17 protein-coding genes are annotated in these 24,960 nt (G+C 72.5%); 5 read left to right on the top strand and 12 right to left on the bottom strand.

Translation table 11 applies throughout. The features are described from left to right. Positions 1–293: 293 nt before the first annotated feature. On the top strand, positions 294–3,677 hold the full coding sequence (locus GA0115240_RS18045; protein ID WP_093737703.1) for a GH92 family glycosyl hydrolase: 3,384 nt from the start codon (positions 294–296) through the stop codon (positions 3,675–3,677). Between the two features lie 113 nt (positions 3,678–3,790). On the opposite strand, the gene GA0115240_RS18050 is transcribed toward GA0115240_RS18045, so the two are convergent. Genes GA0115240_RS18050 through GA0115240_RS18070 form a run of 5 tightly spaced genes read right to left on the bottom strand, consistent with a single transcriptional unit; the run spans position 3,791 to position 11,256 of the window. Further along, the gene (locus tag GA0115240_RS18050; protein ID WP_093737704.1) at positions 3,791–6,883 is read right to left on the bottom strand and encodes a glycoside hydrolase family 38 N-terminal domain-containing protein; all 3,093 of its coding nucleotides are present in this window, start codon (positions 6,881–6,883) and stop codon (positions 3,791–3,793) included. 54 nt (positions 6,884–6,937) lie between these two features. Then, positions 6,938–8,143, bottom strand: coding sequence for a glycoside hydrolase family 76 protein (locus tag GA0115240_RS18055; protein WP_093737705.1), 1,206 nt, complete (start codon positions 8,141–8,143; stop codon positions 6,938–6,940). A gap of 14 nt (positions 8,144–8,157) precedes the next feature. Beyond that, positions 8,158–8,967, bottom strand: a complete 810-nt coding sequence (locus GA0115240_RS18060) for a carbohydrate ABC transporter permease (RefSeq protein ID WP_093737706.1) — start codon at positions 8,965–8,967, stop codon at positions 8,158–8,160. 1 nt (position 8,968) lies between these two features. After that, complete coding sequence (locus GA0115240_RS18065) at positions 8,969–9,922, bottom strand: carbohydrate ABC transporter permease (RefSeq protein WP_093737707.1); 954 nt, start codon at positions 9,920–9,922, stop codon at positions 8,969–8,971. After that, on the bottom strand, positions 9,919–11,256 hold the full coding sequence (locus GA0115240_RS18070; RefSeq protein WP_093737708.1) for an ABC transporter substrate-binding protein: 1,338 nt from the start codon (positions 11,254–11,256) through the stop codon (positions 9,919–9,921). Before GA0115240_RS18070 ends, GA0115240_RS18065 begins: the two co-directional genes overlap by 4 nt. A 255-nt stretch (positions 11,257–11,511) precedes the next feature. Between GA0115240_RS18070 and GA0115240_RS18075 the strand changes: the two genes are divergently transcribed. From GA0115240_RS18075 to GA0115240_RS18090, 4 genes are all read left to right on the top strand, one after another. Further along, positions 11,512–13,275 carry a class I mannose-6-phosphate isomerase gene (locus tag GA0115240_RS18075; RefSeq protein WP_256069867.1) on the top strand — a complete coding sequence of 588 codons (1,764 nt, stop codon included), beginning with the start codon at positions 11,512–11,514 and terminating at the stop codon, positions 13,273–13,275. Beyond that, a complete protein-coding gene (locus GA0115240_RS18080; protein WP_093737709.1) occupies positions 13,272–14,222 on the top strand; it encodes an ROK family protein in 951 nt (316 codons plus the stop codon). Before GA0115240_RS18075 ends, GA0115240_RS18080 begins: the two co-directional genes overlap by 4 nt. 74 nt (positions 14,223–14,296) lie before the next feature. Then, positions 14,297–15,295, top strand: a complete 999-nt coding sequence (locus tag GA0115240_RS18085; protein ID WP_093737725.1) for a LacI family DNA-binding transcriptional regulator — start codon at positions 14,297–14,299, stop codon at positions 15,293–15,295. A gap of 67 nt (positions 15,296–15,362) precedes the next feature. Next, entirely contained in the window at positions 15,363–18,533 is a 3,171-nt protein-coding gene (locus GA0115240_RS18090; RefSeq protein WP_093737710.1) for an alpha-mannosidase, read from the top strand. Here the strand turns inward: GA0115240_RS18090 and GA0115240_RS18095 are convergent. The 7 genes from GA0115240_RS18095 to GA0115240_RS18130 all read right to left on the bottom strand — a co-directional run bounded on the left by GA0115240_RS18095 (position 18,450) and on the right by GA0115240_RS18130 (position 24,926). Then, positions 18,450–18,962, bottom strand: a complete 513-nt coding sequence (locus tag GA0115240_RS18095; RefSeq protein ID WP_093737711.1) for a hypothetical protein — start codon at positions 18,960–18,962, stop codon at positions 18,450–18,452. The two genes, GA0115240_RS18090 and GA0115240_RS18095, sit on opposite strands and share 84 nt — an antisense overlap. Beyond that, complete coding sequence (locus GA0115240_RS18100; protein ID WP_093737712.1) at positions 18,959–19,894, bottom strand: class I SAM-dependent methyltransferase; 936 nt, start codon at positions 19,892–19,894, stop codon at positions 18,959–18,961. Before GA0115240_RS18100 ends, GA0115240_RS18095 begins: the two co-directional genes overlap by 4 nt. Positions 19,895–19,988: 94 nt before the next feature. Further along, on the bottom strand, positions 19,989–20,375 hold the full coding sequence (locus GA0115240_RS18105; RefSeq protein WP_093737713.1) for a DUF5955 family protein: 387 nt from the start codon (positions 20,373–20,375) through the stop codon (positions 19,989–19,991). A 37-nt stretch (positions 20,376–20,412) separates the two neighbouring features. Beyond that, positions 20,413–21,828 carry a hypothetical protein gene (locus GA0115240_RS18110; protein ID WP_093737714.1) on the bottom strand — a complete coding sequence of 472 codons (1,416 nt, stop codon included), beginning with the start codon at positions 21,826–21,828 and terminating at the stop codon, positions 20,413–20,415. A 210-nt stretch (positions 21,829–22,038) separates the two neighbouring features. Continuing rightward, positions 22,039–22,815 (bottom strand): hypothetical protein, encoded by a 777-nt coding sequence (locus GA0115240_RS18115; RefSeq protein ID WP_093737715.1) that lies wholly within the window; start codon positions 22,813–22,815, stop codon positions 22,039–22,041. Positions 22,816–23,061: 246 nt separating this feature from the next. After that, on the bottom strand, positions 23,062–23,403 hold the full coding sequence (locus tag GA0115240_RS18120) for a winged helix-turn-helix transcriptional regulator (RefSeq protein ID WP_346267953.1): 342 nt from the start codon (positions 23,401–23,403) through the stop codon (positions 23,062–23,064). A 1,115-nt stretch (positions 23,404–24,518) separates the two neighbouring features. Continuing rightward, positions 24,519–24,926, bottom strand: a complete 408-nt coding sequence (locus GA0115240_RS18130) for a rodlin (RefSeq protein WP_093737717.1) — start codon at positions 24,924–24,926, stop codon at positions 24,519–24,521. Positions 24,927–24,960: the final 34 nt, after the last annotated feature.

A 24,960-nucleotide genomic window follows, 5' to 3' on the forward strand; every position in this document is an offset into this window, starting at 1 on the left:
CGCGCGGGCGCCGCCGCCGCTGCGCGCAAGGCGCCTGAGCTGGGTCTTTGGCCGGCGGTGCGCCGATCGGCTCAGGGGTTGGTGCGGCGGATGGGTGCGGAGGGGCAGCCGGTGCGGACAACACCAGTCCTGGCCGCGGTCATTGACAGGCCCTCAGGGTCCGCGTTCTACTCGTGCATCGTGCAGGTTGGCAACGTTGTCAGACGGTCGGGGCGCACGGCGCCGGCACGCATCGAGGACGCCGCCCGTCCCTGGCACACCCATGTGCGAAGCACGAACTGCGGAGGCAACCGATGGTTGGACCCCAGCGCTTGCGAGCGCCCCGTATCAGCAGCAGATTCCGCCGACGACTCGCCGTCGTATCGGTCCTGGGCATGGTCGTCCTGCCCCTCCAGTCCCTCGCCGGGGCGGACGCGGCGACCGGGCCGCAGCTCGTCACCGACCCCGCGGCCCTGATCAACCCGCTGATCGGCACCTCGGGCGCCGTCAACACCTTTCCCGGGCCGGACATGCCGTTCGGCATGATGCAGTGGGGACCGGACACCACCCCCGCCCGGGCCCAGGGCGGCGGCTACGAGTACAAGAGCACCAAGATCTCCGGCTACAGCCTGACCCACGTCTCCGGCCCCGGCTGCGACGTGGCCGGCGACGTACCGATCCTCCCCGTCACCGGCGCGCTCTCCGGCAACCTCTCCGACCTGTCGACGCAGTTCAGCCACGACGACGAGCAGACGGGGGTCGGCTACTACGGCGTCACCGACTCCCAGGGCGTCACCACCGAACTCACCGACACCACCCGAGCGGGACTGGGCCGGTTCACCTTCCCGGCCGGCGCGCAGTCGAATCTGCTGCTCAAGCTGAGCGGCGGCGCCACGCAGGTGGACGGCACCCGGGTGCGGGTGGTCAGCAACCGCGAGGTCAGCGGCTCGGTCGACAGCGGGCACTTCTGCGGCGCGGACAACCGCTACACCCTGCACTTCGACATCAAGTTCAACCAGCCCTTCACCGGCAGCGGCACCTGGGTCGGCAGCACCATCAACCCGGACGCGAAGGCGCTCAGCCTCGGCCGGCCGCAGCAGAAGCTCGCCACCCATCCCAACACCCCGCTGCACGAGCAGCACTTCACGGTCCCCGGCACCGCGTCGCCCACGGTCCACCCCAGCGGCAGCGCGTCCGCCACCGCCGCTCGCGGCGGCTCCCCGGCCGCCCGCAGCGCGGCCGCCGCCCCGCCGGTCACCGGCGCCAACGGGATGTACCTGACCTTCGACACGTCGCAGAACGCCGCCGTGACCGCGGCCGTCGGCATCTCCTACACCAGCGACGACAACGCGGCCGGCAACCTGTCGACCGAGGTCAAGGGCTGGAATGTCGACGCCATGCGGAAGGCCAACCACGCCGCCTGGAACGACATCCTCGGCAAGGTCCAGATCGGGGGCGGCAGCCAGGACCAGCAGGTGCAGTTCTACACCGCGCTCTACCACGCGCTGCTGCACCCCAACGTCTTCTCCGACGACAACGGCCAGTACATGGGGATGGACGACCAGGTCCACAAGCTCACCAAGGGCCAGAAGGCGCAGTACGCCAACTACTCCGCCTGGGACACCTACCGCTCCCAGACGCAGCTGATCTCCATGGTCGCCCCCCAGCAGACCGGTGACATCGTCACGTCGATGCTCAACGGCTACGACCAGACCGGTCTGCTGCCCAAGTGGGCCTCGAACAACGGCGAGAGCTACGTCATGGTCGGCGACCCGGCCGCCTCGATCATCGCCGACGCCTACGCCTTCGGGGTACGGAACTTCGACGCGGCGCACGCCCTGGACGCGATGGAGCACGAGGCGACCGCGCCGAACCAGGACCGTCCCGGCGAGTCGGTGCGCGACGCCAAGGGCTATCTGCCGCTGGACGGAACGTACGGCTGCTGCAACTTCTACGGTCCGGTCTCGACCCAACTGGAGTACGACAGCGCCGACTACGCCCTGGCCGCCTTCGCCAAGTCGCAGGGAAAGACGGCGGACTACCAGAAGTTCGCCACCCGCGCCCAGGACTGGATGAACGTCTTCAACCCGCAGACCGGGTACCTGCAGGGCAAGAACGCCGACGGGCAGTTCGCGGGCGCCTTCACCCCCGGAACGTCCAACGGCTTCGTCGAGGGCACGTCGGCCCAGTACACGCCGATGGTCCCGTTCGACCTGCAGCAGCTCATCACCGCCCGGGGCGGCACGGCGGCCTACTCGTCCTACCTGGACAGCCTGTTGAGCGACATCACCGACCCGTCGGGGACCAACGCCGACCTGAGCAACGAGCCCAGCCTGGAGATCCCCTGGGAGTACAACTACGTCGGGCAGCCGTGGAAGACCCAGGCCGCCGTCCGGCAGGCGCAGCAGAAGCTGTACTTCAACGCCCCGGTCGGCTCCTTCGGCAACGACGACCTGGGGGCGATGAGTTCCTGGTACGTCTGGTCCGAGCTGGGGATGTACCCGGAGACGCCGGGCACCGACACGCTGGTGCTGGGCAGCCCGGCCTTCCCGACCGCGAAGATCACCCTCGGCAACGGCAAGCAGGTCGCGATCAACGCCCCGCAGGCCGCGCCGGACGCGCCCTATGTGCAGGCGCTCGACGTCAAGGGCAAGGCGTACAACTCCTCGTGGCTGACCTTCGCGCAGTTCGAGAAGGCCGGCACCCTCGACTACAGCCTCAACACCGTGCCGAACACCTCGTGGGCCTCGTCGGCCGACGCCGCGCCCCCGTCCGACGCCACCGGCGGCGGCCGGGTGCTGGCGGCCACCGGCCCGACCAGCGACGGCCTGATCGTCGCCCCCGGCGCGTCCGCCGACGCCACCTTGCGGCTGACGAACCTCGGTACGAAGGCCGTCACGGTGGACTGGGCGGCGACCGTGCCGGCCGGGGTGACCCTCGGAGCCTCGTCGGGCTCGCTGACCGTGCCGCCGTCGGGCAGCGCCGAGGCCAAGGTGCCGGTCACCGCGGGTGACACGGAGGGCTCCTACGCGGTGACCTTCGCCCTCACCGACCACAGCAGCGGCGCGGCCCTGACCGGGGCGACCTTGCGAGTGGCCGTCGCGCAGCCCGGCGAGCTGTGGCCGTACGAGTCGAACGAGGGGATCTTCCCCGACGCCGCGCACTTCTCCGGCGGGTTCGACGACGGCGGATGGGCCTACTCGCAGAACGCGATGACCGCCGCCGGCATCAGCAGCGGTGCGAAGGTCACCGCGGACGGCATCGACTACACCTGGCCCACCATCGCGGCCGGCCGGCCCGACAACCTGGAGGTCGCCGGTCAGACCCTCCCGCAGCCCGCGGGCACTTCGGGAGCGTTCCTCGGACTGCTCGGATCGGCGACCAACGCGCCGACCGACGGCAGCGGCGTGCCCGGGGCGATCACCGTCACCTACACCGACGGCAGCACCGCGAAGGCGACGGTCACCTTCTCCGACTGGACGCTCAACGGCGGCTCCAGCAAGCCGGTGGCGGGCAACACGACGGCCGTCACGACCGATTACCGCAACACCGCGGACGGCGGCAAGGACACCGTCAAGGCCTACGTCTTCTCGGTGAAGGTCCCGCTGGACGCGGCGAAGACGGTCGCGTCCGTCACCTTGCCGGTGACCGGCGCGTCGGGAACGGTCCACCTCTTCGCGCTCGGCATCGGCGGGTGAGCGAACGCCCCTGAAACCGCGGTCCGCCCGGGCCGCCCGAGCACCACCGTCACGGGCCTGCTCCCCGCCACCGGCGGGGAGCAGGCCCGTCCGCTGCCCGGCCCACCCCGGCCTCAGTCGGGAGTTCGCACCAGCAGGGCGGCCGTCCCCCGCGCGGCCAGCTCCACCCGCAAGGTGCCGTCCGGCGCGGGCGCCACCGGGACCGCGTTCTCCCCGAGGTAGGAGCAGCGCAGCGCGGCGGTGTACGGCAGGTCCAGCCGCAGCCCGGCGGCCACCGGCTCGTCGGCGAAGGACTGCAGCCGGATCAGGAACTCACCGGCCGGCCGGCTCAGCAGGCCCACCACCCGCACGTCGGGCCGGTCCACCGCGATCAGCGAGGTTTCGGCGGCGCCGCCGGACACCCCCCGCGCCCGGACCGCGTGCAGCGGATGGCCCGGCTCCGCGGCCCGCATGCCCAGTTCGGCCGGCGCCGTGGGGTCACCGTCGCGGCGCACCGCCACGCTGTAGCGGAAGGTCTGCTCGAACGCCTGCCGGCTCGGGAAGTTGGTGTCCCAGATGTTGTTGTGCACCCAGGAGTACAAGGTCCCCGGCTCCTGCCCCGGCACCGACGGCGGGTAGGGGACGTAAGGGACCGCGATGTTGCCGTGCTGCACCAGGGGGGCGTCATGGGTGGCCCAGCCCACGGCGGTGCCGCCGCCGGTCAGCGTGGCCCAGCGACGGATCGCGCGCATGTGCCGGGCCGAGCCGGGGATCAGCGGCAGGTCCGTCCCCACCGCGCCGCCGCTCGCCTCCATCCGGACCACCGGGTCGGGCAGCGCGAAGGGAAAGGCGAAGAAGGCGCTCTCCTTGGTCATGGTGGCCGGTTTGACGAGGTGGTTGGCGATGTCGAGGCGCGCGACGCCGTGGGCCAGGGTGAGCGTCGTGCGCAGCTTGGCGGCGCCGGGCGGGACGCACTCGTAGACCAGGGTCTCGGCCACCGCCGAGGAGGTCCGCTCCACCAGCACCGCGGCCGGGGCCACTTCGCGGCCGGCCAGCAGGTGCAGGGAGTCGTCGGCCACCGTCTTGCTCGACTGGTGGTTGAAGCCGCCGGCCGTCGCGTACCGGTCGTAGACGTAGCCGTTGAAGCCGAACACCGCCTGGCTGTCGACGAGTTCGGTGCCGGTGGTCTTGTCCACGATGGACGCGACGCGGTTGCCGCGCAGGTCGACCCGCACCGACAGGAACTCGTTCTCCAGCACCACGCTCTCCCCGGATACCGGCTCGTGCGCCGTGTCCGCCGCGACGACGTCGAGCCGTACCGTGCCCAGCGGCGGTACGTCCGCGACTGTGACGTGCAGGAAGCGACCGGCCGACCGGTGCAGCGGATTGGTCTGCGGTTCGCCGGCCACCGGCAGCTCACGGCCGGTGCGGCCGTCCACCACCGCGGCCGGGATGCCGAGCGGCAGCACGCTCTCCGGCAGGAAGAAACGCACCACGTCGGTACGCGTCCGGCTGCGGGTGTTGACGACGTGGAAGCTCGCCCGCGCTCCGGGTGCCTGCGGCAGCGCCGTCCCCAGCCGGTGCGCGGCCCGCTCCAGCAGCGCGAGCGCCCCGTCGTGCGCCTGGACGGCCTGCCCGTACTTCCAGTGCCACTGCTGCTCGCCGGACCCGTGCCCGCGGCAGCCGTACGTCCACGGGTCGCCGGCGCCCCAGGTGTGCTCGTTGAACAGCGACACCGCGCGGTAGGTGCGGCCGGTCTCCCCGGCCGGCGCGGGCTCGCCCTCGGCGCCGCGCAGTGCGGCCAGGGTGTCCAGGGTCTGGGCGTCGGCGAGCGCGGACTGGGCGGTGCGGTTCATCGCCAGCGGCGCGGCGCCCGCGCCGACCCCGTCCACCCACCAGTCCGACCAGTCGCCCTCGAAGGTCTCCAGCCGGTCGCCGAGCCGCGCCTCGGCGTCCGTGAAGAAGTCCTCGTGCCGGGACAGCCGCAGCCGCGGATGGGCCCAGGTCTCGTTCCAGCGGCGTACGGTCTCGGCCGCGACCAGGCGCGGCGGCCCGTTGTCGGCGAACGTGCCCAGCACCCGCAGATGCAGGATGTCCCACGGATAGGGGTCGGCCTCGTAGGCGGCGTCGAGGATCGGGTAGCCGGGTATGCCCTTGCCCTGGTGCGGCACCGGGTGCTCGGCCAGCGCGGTCAGATAGGCCGGGAAGAGGTCGTCGACGGCCGCGTGCGACTCGTCGAAGCCGATGATCGAGCCCTCCATGTACGCCAGCCCGTGCGGGGTGTCGGTCCGCCAGACCAGCACCGACCCGCCGTCGGCGGTGCGCCAGCGGAACAGCCGCGGCAGCCGCGCCCCGCCGACCAGGTGCGGGGCCGCCCGCCCGGCCCAGTTGTGCGCGACCGACAGCTGCCGCACACCGTGCTCGGCCAGCACGTCCTGCAGGCCGACGACCTGGCCGGGCACGTCGGTCTGCATGGCCGTGGTCAGCGGCACGCCGTAGCGCTCGCGGACGGCGACGGCGTCCCGCAGCAGTTCGTGCAGCTCGTCCACCGAGCAGGTCTCGGTGTGGAGGTTGAACGGCAGCGCGGTCAGCTCGATCCGGCCCTCGCGGATCCGCCGGACGAACTCGGCGACCTGGCTCGGCGGCCGGTGCGCGGTCCAGTCGGTGAAGGTGGACAGCCCCTCCACCGACCAGCGGTAGCGTGCCGCCTCCGGCCAGTCGTCGGTGGCCCGGATCAGCTCCAGGCAGGTGTCCAGCGCCGAGCGGGCTTCGGCCAGCACGGTGCCCTGCGGGTCGGTGTAACCGATGTCCAGGTGCGCGTGCTGCACCAGGTGCACCGTCCAGCGGCGCTGCGGGCGCAGCAGCACCGGCAGCGGCTCCGGCAGCGCGAGGCCCGGGAGTTCGAGCACGGCGGCCACCTCCCGCTCGACCGCCGGTACGAGCACCCGTACCGAACCGGCGGGCCCGTCGATCACCTCGCAGTCGACCGGCCCGCCGCCGGCGATCCGCAGCACCGCGGAGCCGACCGGCCGTGCCGGGGCCGGCTCGATGTCGACCCGGACCGACTGGGTCAGCCCGCCCGAGGGGGTCCGCCGCAGCAGCGGCTCCAAGGACAGCCGCACGGTCGTCGCGCCGTGCCGGTGCTCATGGGTGACGGCACGCTCGCGCAGCGCGTCGCGGGCGATGGAGGAGTCCCACCAGGAGGGGCGGGTGTGACGGTCGCTCATCGGTTACGTGCTTCCTTGCGTGGCGGGTCTCGTGCGGGCGGAGGGGGTGCCGGCTCAGCTGGTGCGGTCGTAGTCCTTGCGGTCCCACGCCAGCTGCGAGAAGAGCTGGACGGCGGCGGCCTGGTTGAGCGTCCCGACCGGCTGGGCGGGGTCGGGCGCGCCGCCGTTGCTCGCCTGGAAGCGGAACAGCCCGGTGGCCGGGTCGCGGTTGTCGGCCCACAGCCGCTCGGCGTAGGAGCTCAACACGGCGCGGTAGCGCGGGTCGTGGTGCTGGGAGTCCAGCAGCAGCAGGTCCTGGAAGAGGAAGGAGTTGAAGACGGCCGGCTGGTTGTACAGGCGGTCGTCCGAAGTCCAGTACGCCAGGGCGCCGCCTGCATCCTCGACCGCCTGGTCGAGATACCGCCGGTCACCGGTGGCGCGGTACAGCTCGGTGGCGGCGCCGATCATCGCGCCCGAGTTGTACGTCCACAGCGTGCTGTCGACGCCGCCGTTGTCGTCCAGGTCGTTCCGGTAGAGGCCGGCCGACTGCCGCAGGCAGTCGCGGTTCCAGTCGTACGCCCGCCGCGCCCAGCTGAGATACGCCGGCTGCCGGGTGATCTGGTAGAGCCCGGCGGACAGTTGGGCGAACAGCCCGGTGACGTTGGCCGCCCGGATGGTGTTGGCGCCGCTGTCCACCCAGTGCATGCCGCCCGGGCATGCCTTGGCGGGGTCGTCGTCCCAGGCGCGGGTGTCGGTGGTGAAGGCGGCGCCCGCGTCGGCCAGCATCGTCCGGTCGCCGGACGCCCGGTACTGGGTCAGGAACGACAGGCCGACCACGGCGTTGTCGTCGAAGAAGAGGTCGCCGCCGGTGCCGAGCGGCGCCGGCAGGTAGGAGTCGTAGCCGGGGTGGGCCGGATCGGTCGAGGCGTACTGCGACAGCGCGGCGAACCGGGCCGCCACGTCGGCGCGGTACGGGCCCGCGTTGTGCGGGATGTTCTGCAGGTAGACGGTGGCCTGGGTGGCCTCGCGGAACTCCCACAGGTAGGAGTAGGGGTTGCCGCCCGCGGCGGCCGGGACGGACTCGCGGTACAGGCCGTGGTCGGCGGCGCCGAGGTAGAGGTCGCGCTGGAGCGCTTGGTAGCTCGCTTCGGCGCGGGCCGCCCAGTCGGCAGGCCGGGAGCCGGCGGCCTGGGCGGCGGGAGCGGCGAGCAGGCCGGCCGCGGCGGTGGCCAGCGCGGTCAGCAGCAGGCCGGCACGGCGGGTGGCGCGGGCTGTTCCCATGGCAGGACTCCCTGTCAGACGTTGAGTTTGAGGCTGGAGACGAAGAACCGCTGGGCGAGGAAGAAGACGACCACCGTGGGCAGCGACACCACCAGCGCGCCGGCCAGCACCACCGGCGGACCTACGTTGGAGTAGTTGCCCTGCAGATCGGCCAGGGCGGCCATCACCGGCCGGATGTTGCGGCTGGTGGCCAGCGTGATGCCGAAGAGCAGGTCGTTCCAGACCGCGACGAACTGGAAAACGAAGGCGGCGACCATCGCGGACTTCGACAGCGGCACGTAGATGCTCCGGAACAGCCGCCACCACGACGCGCCGTCCAGCCGGGCCGCCTCGATCACCTCCGGCGGCAAGGTGGCGGCGAAGTTCCGCAGCACGAAGAAGGCGAACGGGATGGCGATCGCAATGTAGATGATCACCATGCCGATCTGGGTGTCGTACAGCCCGGTGTTGGCGTAGGCCAGGAAGAGCGGCCGCAGGAAGACCTGGAGCGGCAGCAGGGTGCCGGCGTAGATCAGCCAGAACCACAGCGCCCGGCGCCGGACCGGCATGATCGCGGCGGCGAAGGCGGCCAGCGACGCCAGCAGCACCGCGCCGGCCGAGCTGACCACCGCGTAGTACAGGCTGTTGGCCATGGCCGGACCGAGGTCCGCCAGATTCCAGGCCGCCTTGATGTTGTCGAACAGGCCGAAGTTGTTCGGGTACCAGCGGGGGCTGCCCGAGTAGGCGCCGACCGAGGTGAGCCCGTTGACCAGCAGCAGATAGGTGGGCACGAACCACAGCAGCGCCACCAGCAGGACCACGCTGTTCCGGACGACTCTGCTCATGTCACACCTTGCCCTGGGTCGGCAGCTGGCGGCGCAGGTACGTCCACGACGCCAGCAGCACGATGATCGTCAGCAGTACGGCGATGGCGGCGCCAGCGCCGGGCCGCAGGAAGAGGAACGTCTCCTGGTACATGGACACCGCCAGCGTCTCGGTGGCCCGGCCCGGACCGCCCTGGGTGAGGACGAAGATCAGGTCGAACGCCTTGAGACCGTTCACCAGGCTCATCCCGATCACGATGATCGACACCGGCCGCAGCTGCGGCAGGACGATGTACCGGAACCGGGCCCAGGAGCCGGCGCCGTCCAGCGCCGCGGCCTCCAGGGTGTCCGGCGGGATGCCCTGCAGACCGACCATGAAGAGGATCACCGCGACCCCGGTGGCCTGCCACGAGCTGGCGATGATCATCACGATGGTGTTCCCCGGCCAGTCGAGCAGCCAGTTGCCGGCCAGAGAGCCCAGATGCAGGCCCCGGAGCGCTCCGTTCACCGCCCCGTCGCTGGTGAGCATGAAGTTCCACACCACCGCGACCGCCGAACCGGAGATCGCGTACGGGATGGTCACCGCGAGCCGGGCCGCGCGGCTCCACCGGGTGGCGTTGGTGAGCATCGCGATCACCAGGCCCATCCCGGTGGGCAGCACGATCGCGCCGACCACCCACATCAGCGTGTTCTCCAGGGACCGCAGCAGATTGGGGTCGGTGAAGTAGTCGCGGTAGTTGGCCAGGCCGTTGGCGGTGGAGTGCGCGTAGTCGCTGAAGAAGCTGCGGTAGAGCGTGTAGCAGAAGGGCGCCAGCAGCACCACCACGACCATGATCGCGGCCGGCAGCAGGAAGCCGCCCGCCATCAGCCGCTCCCGCCACCGCGCCGCGGCCCGCCGCCCGGTGGCCGGCGGCGTCCCCCGGGCGCCGGACGGCGGTGTGCGCCGGCCCCGGACCGAATCGGTGGTCACACTCATGAGCCGCCCTTCCGCCAGATGTCCCATTCCTGGTCCGCGCGCTTTTGCATCGAGCCGAGCGTGGAGCGGATCGCGGTGGGATGGATCATGAAATTGCCCAGGTCGAGGATGTTGCCCTGGATGAGATTGGGCGGACTGGCCTCGTTGTAGCGGGTCAGCAGCGTCCGCCGGTTGCGCCGGATGTCCTGCTGCACGGCTTCGATCACCGGATTGGCCGCCGACACGGTCGGGTTGGCGGAACTGTCCTGCAGGAAGTCCGACCACACCCGCTGCACACGCGGGTCGAGCCAGTTGGAGACGGCCGCGACGCCGCCGGCGTGGTCCGCCGCCCGCTTCGGGACCGCGAAGACACCCGACTCGGCGATCACCGACGCCTTGGTGCCGGCGTGCACGGTCGGCATGATGAACGCGCCGTAGTCGACACCGGGCCGCAGGCCGGCCGCGGCGATGGCGGCCGACTCCCAGCTGCCGTGCAGGAACATCGCCAGCTTGCCGGCCTTCATCTGCGCGGGGCCGTTGGCGCCGTCGAAGTCCGGCGCGGTCATCCAGCCCTTGGCGTAGAAGTCCCGCCAGATGGTCATCGCCTCGGTGGCGGTCTCGTCGGTGTACTTGGCCCGGCCGGTCACCAGCCGGGTGTAGAAGTCCGGGTCCAGCTTGCTGACCAGTTCCTGGAACCACTCGAAGGCCGGCCAGACACCGTTCTGGGTGGCGAGGAACGGGGTCACGCCGTTCTTCTTCAGCACCTCGGCGTTGTGGGTGAACTCCGCCCAGCTGGCCGGCTCGCGCAGCCCGTACCGGGTGAACACCGGCTTGGCGTAGAAGAAGACGTACGACGACTGGTAGAGCGGGATGCCGTAGACCCCGCCGTCGAAGGTGACGGCAGGCTTCAGCTCGGGGGCGACCCAGCCGCGCCCCACCGCCGCGTCCCAGACCGCGCCGAGCTCGGTGAGCCCGCCGGAGCGGGCCAGGGAGTAGAGCGGATAGCCGGACGCCCACTTGACGACGTCGGCGGCGCGGCTGGTCTGCACCGAGGTCTGGACCACCTCCTGGTACGAGGTGGTGGACGCGTTCGACAGCGGGCGCAGGTCGAAACCGCACAGCCGCTTCAGCACCGCCCCGGCCTTCTCGTACCCGTCCGACCAGGTGGCGTTGTCGTTGTAGAGGTTCACCGCGCCGGGCACGCTCGTGGTGGAACTGCCGCGGGCGCAGCCGGCCAGTGCCGCGGCGACCGTGAGGCCGCCGAGACCGGCGAGCAGCCGGCGCCGGGTGGGACCGTCTGAGGGGGTCGTCGAGCCGTCGGGCTCGGCCCCGTGATCAGTGCGGCCAGGTTCCATCGACCTGTCCTTCCGTCATGTGCGCCCCGGCCGGAAATGGCGATGGGATGCACGGCCGCCTTGACGGTAACGGTAACAAGAGAGGGTGACAAGGGTTCATCTGCTGGAAATCTGAAAGTGCCCTGTGTGATGGTGCCCTCAGCGCGATCGGGCGGAACATCGGCCGATCGCGCGATACGGTACCGATACCGAATGCTGGTCGGGAACGCCGGGCAGCACCGGGAAACAGCTTCCGGAACGACGAAAGGTGACCCCGTGCACCAGGACGGCAGCGGCCTGCCCTATCAGCCGAACCCGCGCTACGAAGCCGCCGGGGCGCCGGTCCTGCGCGGCTGGGCGGCGGCCCTGGCCGCGTTGGGGGAGCGGACGCGCGTGCTGGCCGTGGACGGGCCCTGGGCGCTGGACTGGGACGGCGTAGGCGCGGCGCTGTCGGCCGCGTTGCCCGGCCGGGTGCTGCTGGACATGCGCCGCCACCTGGCACCCTGGCCGGAGATCGAGGCCCGCACCGAGTCCGGTGCGCTGGTCGGCGACCCGCACTTCGCCGCCCTGTCGCAGGCGTCGCTCGCCGACTTCTTCGCCGAACTGCCCGCCGTGGACCCAGAGGACGCCGTGGACGCCGCAGCCGGCGGCCCGACCGTGGTGTACGGCCCGGGCGCCGCACTGGTCGGGCACGACACCCTCTGGTACGCGGACCTGCCCAAGCGCTACGCCGAAGCGGCGGTCTCCGCCGGTACCGTTACCAATCTCGGGCAGCGGCCGGCCGACGGTACGGCCGGCACCCGCCGGCTCTTCTACATCGACTGGCCGGTGCTCGACCGGCACCGCGACGGCCTGGCCGGCCGGATCGACCGCTGGCTCGACCTCCAGGACCCGGCCGCCCCGGCGTCACTCGACGGGGACACGCTGCGGGCCACCGCCGCGCGACTGGCCCGCCGCCCCTTCCGCACCCGACCGACCTTCAACACCACACCGTGGGGCGGCCAGTGGGCCCGCCGCGAACTCGGCCACAACCCCGACGGCCCGAACACCGCGCTCGGCTACGAACTGATCGCACCCGAGTCCGGCATCCTGATCGGCGGCGGCCCGGCGGGCGACGACGGCACCGGCCCGGAAGACGGTGCCGACACCCCCCAGATCGAGCTGCCGTTCCAGCTGCTGGTCGCCCTGCACCCCGAACTCGTCCTCGGACCAAGGGTGCACGACCTGTTCGGTGCCTCCTTCCCCATCCGCTTCGACTACCTCGACACGGTGCGCGGCGGCAACCTCTCGGTCCACTGCCACCCGCGGCCCCAGTACATGAAGGACGTCTTCGGCTGGTCCTACACCCAGCACGAGACGTACTACATGATGGTGGGCAGCGAGCAGAACACCGTCTTCCTGGGCCTGCGCGGCGACGCCGACGTGGCCGAGTTCCACCGCCGCGCGCACGACGCCGACACGTCCGGCACCGCCTTCCCGATCGAGCGGTTCGTGCAGACCTTCCCGGCCACCCCGCATCAGCTCTTCCTCATCCCCGGCGGCACTCCGCACGGCAGCGGCGCGGGCAACGTGGTGCTGGAAGTCAGCGCCACCCCCTACCTGTACTCGCTGCGGTTCTACGACTGGCTGCGCCGCGACGCCCGGGACCGGCAGCGGGCCGTCCACGTCGAGCACGCCTTCCGCAACCTCGACACCGACCGCACCGGCGAGGCCGTCGGCCGTGACCTCGTCCAGTCGCCCCGGGCGCTGCGCGCGGGCGACGGCTGGAGCGAAGAGGTGCTCGGGCAGCTGCCGGAGATGTTCTTCACCGTCAACCGGCTCGTCGTGCAGGGCCAGGCCGTCGCCCCGGACGCCACCGACGGACGCTTCCATGTGATCAACGTGGTCGAGGGGGAGGGCGTCCGGGTGCGGACCGAGGCCGGGGACGAGCACCGGGTGGGATACGCCGAGACGCTGGTGATCCCGGCCGCGGTGGGCGGATACACCGTCACCGGCCTCGGCCCCGGCGGGAGCCGGGTCATCAAGGCGTTCGTGAAGTGAGCGGGGAGCGTGCGAACGAGGCGAGCCGCCGGACCGTGCCGCTGCTGGAGATCGGCGGCACCCATGTCACCGCGGCGCTGGTCCGGATTGGCGCCGGCGAGTCGGCCCGGATCGTCGCCACCCGGCGCGCACCGCTCGACGGACACAGCGCCGCCGACGTGATCACCGCCGCGCTGCTGCGGGCCGGCCGGTCGCTGCCGGCGGCGCCGCCGGGCCGCTGGGCGGTCGCGCTGCCCGGTCCGTTCGACTACGCCCGCGGCATCGCCCGTTACCGCGGCGTCGGCAAGTTCGACGCGCTCGACGGCCTGGACCTCGGCGCGCTGCTGCGGTCCGGCCTCCCGCACTGCACAGGGGTCGCCTTCCTCAACGACGCGGAGGCGTTCACCCGCGGCGAGTGCGCCGAGGGCGCCGGACGCGGGCACGCCCGCGTCGTCGGCATCACCCTCGGCACCGGCGTCGGCTCCGCGTTCCTGCGCGACGGCTCGGCTGTGACCGACGGCCCGACCGTACCGGCGCAAGGCCGCGTCGACCTGCTGGAGTACGGCGGCCGCCCGCTGGAGGACACCGTCTCGCGGCGCGCCCTGATCGCCGCCTACGAGCAGCTGTCCGGGCGGCGCCGCGACGTGCGGGAGATCGCCGAAGCGGCCCGGGGCGGCGACGCCGCCGCCCGCCGGGTGCTGGCGGACGCCTTCGGCGCCCTCGGGCGGACCCTTTCCCCCTGGCTGCGCCGCTTCGGCGCCGGCGCGGTCGTGGTCGGGGGTTCGATGACCGGCTCCTGGGACCTGATCGGTCCGCCGCTGACGGCCGGGCTCGCCGCCGGCGGCGAGAACGCCGTCGCACCGGTGCTCGCACAGCGCCCGCAGGAGGCCGGCTTGATCGGCGCGGCTCGCTACGCGGCCGGTCCGGCCGCCGACGAGGTCATCCAGCAGGGCGGGGCCGGGCGATGACCCTATCCTCGGGTCAACGATCCGTGAGGGAGAACACCGTGGCAGGCGAGGCGCTCACCATCGCACCACCGACCATGAAGCAGGTCGCCACCATCGCCGGAGTCAGCGCGATGACCGTGTCGCGGGTGCTGCGCGGGGACACCGGGGTGTCCGCGGACAAACGCGCCCGGGTCGAGGCGGCGGTCCGGCAGCTCGGCTACCGTCCCAACACGCTGGCCCGCAACTTCCGGCACGGCCAGGGCACCGGCACCATCGGCCTGATCGTCACCAATCTGGCCAACCCGTTCTACGCCCGCCTCGCGCTGGGCATCGAGGCGGCGGTCGCCGAGGAGGGCCTGCGCGTGATGATCACCAACACGGCCGGCGACGCGGCCCGCGAGCGCGACGCCGTCGCCGACTTCTCCGCCCGGCGGGTCGACGGCCTGATCCTGGTACCGGCCGGCGCCGACCAGGCCTATCTGGCCGAGGAGTTGCCGGCCGGCCTGCCGGTGGTCATGGTCGCCCGGCCGCCGGCCGGATACGAGGCGGACTGCGTGCTGGTCGACGACTTCGGCGGCGCCTACGCCGCGACCAGCCGGCTGCTGGCCGCCGGCCACCGCCGGATCGGCTTCCTCGGCAACCCGCCGTCGGTCTACACCGGTTCCGAACGCTACCGGGGCTACTGCGCCGCCCTGGAGAACGCCGGTGTCCACCCCGACGACGAGCTGGTCAAGCGCGGCCAGGAGGACCTGGCCTCGGCCGAGCGGGCCGCGAGCGAACTGCTCGCGCTGCCGCACCCGCCCACCGCGGTCTTCTGCACCAACAACCGCAATACGCTGGGCGCCTACCGGGCGCTGCGGCACCACGAACTGCGCGCGACACTGGCCGGCTTCGACGACTTCGACCTCGCCGACGTGCTCAGCGTCCCCGTCCTGGTGGTCGACTACGACCCGGACGAGATCGGCCGCCGCGCCGCCCACCTGCTCGGCGAGCGCCTCGCCCGCCCCGCCACCGGGACGCTGCCACCGCGCCGCGTCGTGGTCCGCACCTCGATCATCACCCATGGCGCCGACCGGGGACCGACGCCGGTCTGACCGCGCCGCACCCGCAGGCCCGCCCGGCGCGCACCGCCGTGGCGCCCCACACACCCGGAGCACGTGAATGCACGACGACCGCCACCTCATTGAGTCCCGGCTCGACCGCGTCCTGCGCGAGCGGATCCGGCCCGCGGTGTATCCGGAGCGGGTACCGCTGACGGTCGGGATCTGGAACGCGCCGGACGAACCGGTCCCGGTCGCGGACGGCATCGGCGCGCCCCGCGACCCGATCGGGCCCGGCGACCCGTGGGGGCCGCCGTGGGGCACCAGCTGGCTGACGGTCACCGGCACCGTGCCCGCCGCCTGGGCCGGCCGGACCGTCGAGGCGCTGCTGGACCTCGGCTTCGAGCGGGACACCCCGGGCTTCCAGTGCGAAGGTCTCGTCCACCGCCCGGACGGCAGCCCGGTGAAGGGTCTCAACCCGCGCAACCAGTACGTGCCGATCGCGGATCCGGCCACCGGGGGCGAACAGGTGCTGCTGCACATCGAGGCCGCCGCCAACCCGATCGTGCTCGACGACCCGCCCTTCCGCCCCACCGCGCTGGGCGACAAGGAGACGGCCGGCCGCGCCCCCCAGTACGTGCTGGGCCGGATGGACCTGGCGGTCTTCGACCGTACGGTCTGGGAGCTGGTGCAGGATCTCGAAGTGCTCGGCGAGCTGATGCCGGAACTCCCGGCCGACTCGGCCCGCCGCTGGGACATCCTGCGGGCCGTCGAACGGGCCCTGGACGCCGTCGACCTGCAAGATGTGAACGGCACCGCGGCCGCCGCACGGCAGGCGCTGACCGGTGTGCTGTCCGCCCCCGCGCACGCGTCGGCGCACCGGATCAGCGCGGTGGGCCACGCCCACATCGACTCGGCGTGGCTGTGGCCGCTGCGCGAGACCGTGCGCAAGGTGGCCCGCACCGCCGCCAACATGACGGCACTGCTCGCGGACGAGCCGGACTTCGTCTACACCATGTCCCAGGCACAGCAGTACGCCTGGATCAAGGAGCACCGGCCCGAGGTCTGGGACCGGGTCCGGCAGGCCGTCGCCGAGGGCCGGTTCGTGCCCACCGGCGGGATGTGGGTGGAGTCGGACACCAACATGCCCGGATCGGAGGCGATGGCCCGCCAGTTCGTGCACGGCAAGCGCTTCTTCCTGGACGAGTTCGGCATCGAGAACGACGAGGTGTGGCTGCCCGACACCTTCGGCTTCGCCGCCGGACTGCCGCAGATCATCCGGGCCGCCGGGTCCACCTCGCTGCTCACCCAGAAGATCTCCTGGAGCACCACCAACGCCTTCCCGCACCACACCTTCACCTGGGAAGGCATCGACGGCAGCCGGGTGTTCACCCACTTCCCGCCGATCGACACCTACAACGCCACGATGCACGGCCGGGAAATCGCCCACGCGGCACGGAACTTCCGGGAGAAGGGCACGGCCGGCCGCTCGCTCGCGCCGACCGGGCTCGGCGACGGCGGGGGCGGCACCACCCGGGAGATGGTGGCCAAGGCGTCCCGGATGCGTGACCTGGAGGGCGCGGCCCGGGTGAGCTGGCAGTCCCCGGCGGACTTCTTCGCCCAGGCGCGTGCCGAGTCCCCCGAACCCCCGGTGTGGGTCGGGGAGTTGTACCTGGAGCTGCACCGGGGCACCCTCACCAGCCAGGCCGGCACCAAGCAGGGCAACCGCCGCAGCGAGCACCTGCTGCGCGAGGCCGAACTGTGGTCCGCCACCGCCGCCGTCCGCACCGGACACCCCTACCCGTACGAGCAGTTGGACCGGATCTGGAAGACGGTGCTGCTCCACCAGTTCCACGACATCCTGCCCGGCTCGTCCATCGCCTGGGTGCACCGCGAGGCCCGCCGCACCTACGCGGCCGTGGCCGAGGAGCTGCTGGCCCTCATCGAGTCCGCGCAACTCGCCCTGGCCAAGGGCGCGTCGGGCGCGGAAGAGGGCACTTTGGTCTTCAACGCGGCCCCGCACACCAGGTCGGGCGTCCCGGCCGGCGGCGCGGGCCCGGCCACGGCGGCCGGCCGGGTCGGTGCCGTCACCGCGGCCCCGCGCCCGGACGGCGGGCACATCCTCGACAACGGCCTGCTCCGGGTGGAGATCGACGCCCGCGGCCTGGTCGTCTCCGTCCGCGATCTCGACGCCGACCGCGAGGCCCTGGCCCCGGGCCGGCCGGCCAACCTGCTCCAACTGCACCCGGACTTCCCCGCCATGTGGGACGCCTGGGACGTGGACACCTACTACCGCAACACCGTGACGGACCTGACCGCGGCCGACCGGGTCGAGCTGACCGGCGCCGGCCCCGACGCGGCGTCCGTACGCGTCGAGCGCTCCTTCGGCCGCTCGCACGCCGTACAGCTGCTCAGCCTCGCCGCAGGACACAAGCGCCTCGACATCGTCACCGAGGTCGACTGGCACGAGACCGAGAAGTTCCTCAAGGCGGCCTTCCCGCTGGACGTGCACGCCGACCGCTACGCCGCCGAGACGCAGTTCGGCCACGTGTACCGGCCCACCCACACCAACACCAGCTGGGACGCGGCCCGGTTCGAGGCGTGCAACCACCGCTTCCTGCACCTCGCCGAGCCCGGCTGGGGCGTGGCCCTGGTCACCGACTCCACCTACGGCCACGACGTCAGCCGCGCCGCCCGCGACACCGGCCGCGGTGCGACGACCACGGTCCGCCTCTCGCTGCTGCGCGCTCCCCGCTTCCCCGACCCGCACACCGACCAGGGCGTGCACCGCTTCGGCTACGCCCTGCTGCCCGGCGCCACCATCGGCGACGCCGTCCGCGAGGGCTACCGCATCCATCTGCCGGAGCGCCGCACCGCCGGCAGCGGCACGGTCGCCCCGCTGGTCGAGGTCGACCGGCCCGGGGTGGTGGTCAGCGCGGTCAAACTCGCCGACGACGGCAGCGGCGACGTCGTGGTCCGCCTCTACGAGGCGGAGGGCGCCCGGACCCGCGCCACCGTGACCACCGGCTTCGGCCTCGGCGCCGCCACCGCCTGCGACCTGCTGGAGCGCCCGCTGGACACCGGGCAGCCGCCGGCCGTCCGCGGTGACAGCGTCGAGCTGCGGCTGCGCCCCTTCGAGATCGTCACGCTCCGCCTGACCCGCGAGACCGGCGCGTCGCCCGCCCCGGGATCCGCGGCCGCGTCGAGCTCACCGCACACCGCTGTACCAGCGACGGTGAACGACGGGTTCGACGCACAGCACGGTGCCGCCCGCGGCCGCACCGACCAGTAGGGCCGACCAGCCGCCGCCGTTGACCGCCGCCCCCGCGCAGGCGGCGGCAACGGCCAGCGGCCGCAGCAAGGTGAGCGGGCCGAGGCCGGCGACCATCGCCAAGGTACTGGCCCGGAACGGCAGGGCGAAGTAGGCCGCCAGTGAGAGCAGCACGGCGGCGGCGTAGACGGTGAGCGGGAGCAGGTAACCCAGGCCCCCGGCGGCCAGGGTGTCGTACCGCCGGTCGCGGTCCGGCGCGGTCCGCAGCAGCAGGACGGCGGTCAGCGCGGGGGCGAGCAGGAGGACGCCGCCGACGGCCAGGCCGCGCAGGGCGGCGCGGGCGGTGGCCCGGTGTTTGCGGATGCGGGCGTCGCTGCCGGCGTAGGCACGAAAGCCGCTGAACGCCGCGTCCACCAGGCCGAGAAGTGCCAGCGGCAGGGCGGGCGTCACCGGGTGGCCGGGGCGAGGTGCTCCGGGCCGACAAGCCGGCGGGCATCGCGCCCGAGAGCCGACCGAAAGGGCGCCTCCAGTTGCGGGCGCACTCCGATGACCGGGCGCAAGGTCGTGCAGAATGGGTTCGCCGTGCCACCCGGCTCGTACAGCAGGGGGCGGATGCCGGCTGTCCCGGCGGCGCGCAGCAGCGTCTCATCGCTGTGCGCGCGCCGCGCGGACACCACCCCGTCGTGGCGGCCGAGCGGATGGCGCATCCGGGCGCGATGGTAGATCCAGGCGCCGAGGGGCGCCAGGCGGTTCGCGGCGATGTCGAAGTGGCAGAAGGCGTCGGCCGGTGAGGCGGCTTGGGCCTGGAAGAAACGGCCCAGCGCCGGGCCGCGGAAATGATGCAGCACACCGGTGGAGACAAAGACGGTCGCCGTCTTCGGCAGGGCGAAGGCGTTCCCGTGCACGAACCGGCAGTCGAGCCCCTCCGCGGCGGCGAGGCGGCCCGCTTCGCCGACCAGCGCGGCATCGAGGTCGACCCCGACCAGTTCGACGTCCGCCCCGAGAGCCCCGGTGGCGGCCAGCCAGCGGATCAGATAACCCAAGCCGCAGCCGACGTCGACCAGGCGGTAGGGACCGCTCCGCCCGCCGGCCGCCCGGATGGCGGTGAAGAGCGGGCCGAGCACCTGCACCAGGCGTTCGCCCATCCGGAGCTCCTCGCTCAGGCGCTGGAGCTCGGTGTGCACGCCGATGAGCAGCCGGTCCACGGCGCGCGGGTCGAACACGCCGTCCCCGTCCACCGGCAACCCCGCGACGATCCCGGCCGCGCGCCGGTCACCGCCCGCCCGCAGTCGCGCGACCACCTCGCTCCGGCGGACCGGCAGCCGCCGGCCGCTGTGCGGATCCACCGCCGTGATGAGGTCGGATATCTCAAGTCGCTGCACACGCCAGACCCTACGCACTCCCGGTCCGGGCTCCCGTACGCCCGCCGGGAGCCGCGGCCCCGCCACCGGGTCCGTGCGCCGTCCTCGCCGCGGGTCAGCCGATCGCGCGGCTGACCGCCTCACGCAGCCGGTCGGCCGCCACGGCGAGCGCGGTGACCGAGGACAGTGCGGCGGTCAGGCGTCCGAGGATCCGGGCGATCCGGCCGGGATCGGGCTCCGGGGCGGCGAGCTGGTCGGTGACCTCCGCCAATTCGCCCCGGGCGCGGGCCCGGTCCTCGTCGGTGAGGTCCGAGCCGTGTTCGGCCAGCAGGGCGCGCAGCGCGTCCAGGGCCTGCTGGGGGGTGAGTTCACCCGCCGAGGGCGAAGGCCCGGGCGCCCCGCCGCGGGCCTGCGCGCCGTCCCCGACCGCGATCGGCCCCGAGTTGTCGATCCGGCCGCTGCCGGTTTGATGGATGCCGGTGTTCCGGTTGCCGCCACTCATGTCCGCTGACTCCTCTCGGGCCCGTCCGGGCCGCGGGTCATGACGCCCTTGCCTGTGAACCGGCCGCCACCGCGGCCGAGTTGACTATGGTCCCGCTGCCGGTCTGCAGGATCCCTATGTTGAGCGCGTTCTGCTGGGCCCGGTACTCGGTGGTGTCGACGTGGTGGTCCTCCAGGAAGTCGAGGATCACCTCGAAGGTCCGCCGCTCGATGATCTTGATGAACTTCTCGTCGTCCATCTGCTGGAAGAAGTGCAGGTAGGCGCCGGAAGCCATCTCCCGCACGCTTCTGCGGGCCCCCCAGTCGATGTAGTCCGGCTCCTCCTTCGGATCGAGCGCGGTCGTGGCGGCCGTCGCGGTGCGCAGGTCCTTGCGGTTCCACAGGGCCTTCGCGATGGCCAGCGGCCAGGCCAGCGCCCACAGCGCGCCGCCGAGCAGACCCGCGGCCGATTCCAGCGCCACCCGGCCGGCGAGCCTGCGCACTTCGGCCCCGTTCAGCCGCCGCTGGCGGTCCGCCTCGTGGTAGGCCGACTTGATCGGCATCAGGTGGTAGCCGTGGAACTGGGTGTAGATCATGCGGCCCTTGAGGTCGACGTTCAAGAACACCGACGTCACGAGTTCCTGCGACCACGAGCCGACCCGCACGCACAGGTACTCGCGGGCCGCGTTGTAGTGGTCGGGGACCTCACCGGCCGCCTGCTGGTATTCCGCGAGGCGGTCGGCCGGGACGGGCGCCCGGCTGCCGAGGGCCTTGGCGTAGAAGCAGCGCGAGACTTCCAGGCCCCTCAATCGCTGGCCGTGGGCCGCTACTTCGTCCAGCAGCGAGGACCGCAGCCGCTGCTCCATGTACGCGGTGAGCTCATCGGCGGTGAACGGGTCGGGGTCCATGGCCCGGATACCGTCGGCGCCGTGGCCCGGCTCCTGCCGATCGGCCACCGCGGACAACGGCGGCAGCAGCGACGTCCTGGCCCGCTCCAGCAGACAGGCGAACGACCAGCGGCGCACCGACTCGCCCGCGCCGATGAACGGCACATAGCCGCCGTAGTACACGACGCCGACCGAACTGCTCTGGTCGGCACGGATCTTGTCGTAGAGGCCGGCGGGACCCGGCGCGGGCACGGGCGGGACGCCGTCGAAGCCCTCGCCCGCCCGCCGGCTGCGGCGCAAGTGCACCGTGACGACCTGCCGTTCGAGAACAGCGGCCAGCAGGTTGACCGCCCACAGCGACCACAGCGCCAGCACGGTGCTGACCCAGAAGCCCGTCGCGCCGTACACCCCGTCGCTCACCAGGATGCCGCCGAAGACGGCCCAGAGCACGACCACGACCACCACGGCCGTGGTCCTGGCCCGGCGGCGACGGCGGGCGGCGAGCGCGTTGCCGAGCACGGTGGCGGCGTCGTAGCCGTACGAGGGGGCGGCGAACCGATAGCTGTTGTTGACGAGTTCGTCGATCACCTGATCGGCGTAGGCGGGGTCGGTCTGGACGCCGATGGACAGCAGGCGGGTGACCTCGCTGAGCGCCGGCGGCGTGGTCCCGGGCGGCGGGGCCGGGGGGAGTGTCGTTGTCGTCGTACGCCGGCGAACGGCGGATCTGCGGCTGGGGGTCGAAGGTCATGGCTCGGTACTCCCACGAGTGCGGGCTGGCAGGACGGGATGCGGGGCGGCTCAGAACTCGTCGGGACTGCGGGTGGCCAGTCCGTACTGGGCCGCGATCGGGTTCCACGCGTCGACGAAGTCCGACTTGGCCTGCTGCGCCTTGGTGCTGTCCTTCCCGCCGGCCAGGAAGTCCCGCTGGCTCTGCGTGGTGCTCGGGGCGCAGTCGCCGCCGGCCAGTGCCTGGGCCCAGCGGGCGTAGTCGGCGTCGGCGTCGGCGGACCGGGACAGCGCGGTGCTGAGCAGGAGGGCCGCGTCCGGCCCACCGAGCACCGCGTCCATGCTCGCGTTCCCGGCCTGCTGGGCCAGCGAGGAGCGGGAGTCGGCGGCGTCCTGGAAGGCGGCGGCGTCGTCGCTCAGCCCGGCGCCGCACTGCTCGGCGTCGTTCACCGCCGCCGAGACCTTGGCGCGCGAATCGGCGGACTGCGTGATCAGCGCGTCCAGCGCGGCGGCCTCGGTCTGCCCGTCGTCGGTGGGCGAGGGAGTTCCGGGGTCCGGATCGGTGGTGGCGGTGTCGGTGGGCAGAAAGCCGCCGCTGCCGTCGTCGGTGCTGGTGTCGTACGGCGCGGGGTTGTAGCCGTCGCCGGGCCCCGCCGAACCCGAGGAGCCGCCCCACGTCCACGGATGGAACGCCAGCGTCAGGGCGAGCACGAGCGGTATGAGCAGTACCCGGTAGAGGCTGAGCCGGGCCCCGTGATCGATCCTGCTGAAAACGCCCCGGTTGTAGCCGGTGGGCTGGGCGCCCGGTGCGGGTAACCCCCCGCCCGCCGGGTCTTGTGTGCTGGTCATCAGCGATCCCCCCGATGTCGAGGGCCAAACCCTACTGAGAGCTTCCATCACGGACAGCCGGAACGCTGATATTTCGGCCCTGCCGGTCATAAAGATACGCTGCGGTCGCACGGTTGCCCCTGCTGGGCGGGCCGCCTGCGGCGCGGTCCGGTCCGGATCGGCCGTGGCGGAACTCCGGTGGCGGCGGCCCGTTCAGTGCCGGTGGCCCGTTCAGTGGCGCCGGCCCGTTCAGTGGCGCCGGCCCGTTCAGTGGCGCCGGCCCGGGCCCGGCGTCCCGGCGGCGTCGTAGGCCTCCCGGGCTTTTTCGACCCGGGCCAGGTTGGCCTGCGACCAGTCGTTGAGCGTGGCGAACAGCGGGGAAAGGCTCCGGCCGAGCTCGCTGATCTCGTACTCCACCCGCGGCGGCACTTCCTGGTAGTAGGTGCGGACGACGAGACCGTCGCGTTCCATCTGCCGCAACCGCTGGGTGAGCACTTTCGGCGTGATGGTGCCGATCAGCCGCTCCAACTCGACGAACCGCTGACGGCCGAACGTGTGCAGTGCCCACAGGATCGGCGTCGTCCAGCGGCTGAACACGATGTCCACCACCGGTCCGATCGGGCAGGCCTGTTCGGGTCGCACCGCCGTCCGGGCGGCAGCTTCGGAACGCCCCGGCCGTGCGGTTCGGGGCTCCGGTGATTCGGTCACAGTTACTCCCGGGGAAGTCACTTTCCTCTAGGTACCTACTTTAACCAGGGTGCTAGCTTCCGGAAGGCGTCCACCGAACGCCGACCGGCCGGCTCGCGCGGACCTCCGCGTCCCCTTGCGTCCCGCCGTGTCACCCCTGTCCTTCCGGTCGGACCGCACATCGCGGTACGCCCTCGGCGACTGGAGAGCGGTCATGACCATTCCAGAATCCGTGCGGGGCGCGGCACCGTCCTCCGCTCCCGCGCGGGGGCCGGTCCACCGACCGGGCCTCGTCCTCGCCTTCCTCGGGCTCGCCGGCTTCATGACCTTCCTCGGCCACCTGTCCACCCAGGCGCCGGCGCAGAGGGAGAGCAGCAGGGCCGGTGCCTGGCCCACGGCGCGCAGGACGCCCAACTGGGTGGCGCCGGCGCCGAGGGTCAGGACCGCGAAGAGCGGAAGGACTACCAGGCCGGCTTGCTCGGCGAGTTGGGAGGCGGTCTGCCCCACCCAGAGCCCGCGGAAGTCACCGTCCAGCCACAGGCTGGACGCTGCGGGGCGACCGGCGTCGGATATGGCAGAGACAGCGGACGGCACAGGGATCCCTCGGGTTGCCGACAACGAGGCCCGCGACCGGGCGCGCACCCAGGGGCGCCGGCGGTTCGGGCAGGAGAAGGCTCGCTGTGCCGCACCACCAAGGGCAGCACGCGATGACAGGCCGGACGGCCTCCAACGTCAACGCGTGGTCGGACGACCGACCATGTCTGCCACTCCTCGTACTGCTCGTACTCCTCGTACTTCTCGTGTGTCGACTCGCTGCGCCAGGACACTAGCGTTCGGTCGCCCGACGTGGAATGTATTTCGTGTTCGGGACGGGTGGTCGCGGCGTGGGCGGGCCGACGGGCGGTCGGCCGGTTCCGGGGGCGGGCGGGCCGGGCCGGGATCCCCGTCGGGAGTCCCGGCCCGGCCTTCGCGGCGTCCTGCTGCTGGCCGCGGCGCTGCGGACCGGTCAGCTCCGTGCGCCGCTCACGGGCGCGGCGTCAGTGGTTGGCGACGCCGTTGCCGGACAGCACCGGGACGTCGTCGACCAGGTGGGAGAGCGGCTCGTCGCCCTTGGCCTGGGTGGAGTTCTCGGCGCACTGCTGGTTCTGCGGCGAGGACAGGACCTGGATGTCCTGCGCTGTGACCGGGATCAGGATGCCGACCAGCGAGCCGACGTTCGCCTTGACGGGGACACCGGCGCACAGCTTGTTGAGCGAACCCTGCACCAGGCCGACCTGCGGGCTGAGTTCACCGCCGGTGACCGTGTTGCCGTACGCCTGGGTGGAGCCGTTGCCGTTGGCGGTGGTGATCCCCTCGTCGTTGCCGATCGCGGAGGCGGCGCCGGCGCCGCCGACAACTACCGCCGCGGCCAGCCCGCAAGCCGTCAGGGCATTGCTGATACGCATTTCTCTCCCATCAAGGATGAAACTCCGAAAGGGA

The organism is Streptomyces sp. DvalAA-14, assembly GCF_900091855.1.
In the GTDB taxonomy this organism is placed as follows: Bacteria; Actinomycetota; Actinomycetes; order Streptomycetales; family Streptomycetaceae; genus Actinacidiphila.

Bases quoted from the DNA above. Each gene is read 5' to 3' on its own strand.
- GA0115240_RS18045 (WP_093737703.1), top strand. From the start codon at position 294: ATGGTTGGACCCCAGCGCTTGCGAGCGCCCCGTATCAGCAGCAGATTC.
- GA0115240_RS18050 (WP_093737704.1), bottom strand. From the start codon at position 6,883: ATGAGCGACCGTCACACCCGCCCCTCCTGGTGGGACTCCTCCATCGCC.
- GA0115240_RS18055 (WP_093737705.1), bottom strand. From the start codon at position 8,143: ATGGGAACAGCCCGCGCCACCCGCCGTGCCGGCCTGCTGCTGACCGCG.
- GA0115240_RS18060 (WP_093737706.1), bottom strand. From the start codon at position 8,967: ATGAGCAGAGTCGTCCGGAACAGCGTGGTCCTGCTGGTGGCGCTGCTG.
- GA0115240_RS18065 (WP_093737707.1), bottom strand. From the start codon at position 9,922: ATGAGTGTGACCACCGATTCGGTCCGGGGCCGGCGCACACCGCCGTCC.
- GA0115240_RS18070 (WP_093737708.1), bottom strand. From the start codon at position 11,256: ATGGAACCTGGCCGCACTGATCACGGGGCCGAGCCCGACGGCTCGACG.
- GA0115240_RS18085 (WP_093737725.1), top strand. From the start codon at position 14,297: ATGAAGCAGGTCGCCACCATCGCCGGAGTCAGCGCGATGACCGTGTCG.
- GA0115240_RS18090 (WP_093737710.1), top strand. From the start codon at position 15,363: ATGCACGACGACCGCCACCTCATTGAGTCCCGGCTCGACCGCGTCCTG.
- GA0115240_RS18105 (WP_093737713.1), bottom strand. From the start codon at position 20,375: ATGAGTGGCGGCAACCGGAACACCGGCATCCATCAAACCGGCAGCGGC.
- GA0115240_RS18115 (WP_093737715.1), bottom strand. From the start codon at position 22,815: ATGACCAGCACACAAGACCCGGCGGGCGGGGGGTTACCCGCACCGGGC.
- GA0115240_RS18130 (WP_093737717.1), bottom strand. From the start codon at position 24,926: ATGCGTATCAGCAATGCCCTGACGGCTTGCGGGCTGGCCGCGGCGGTA.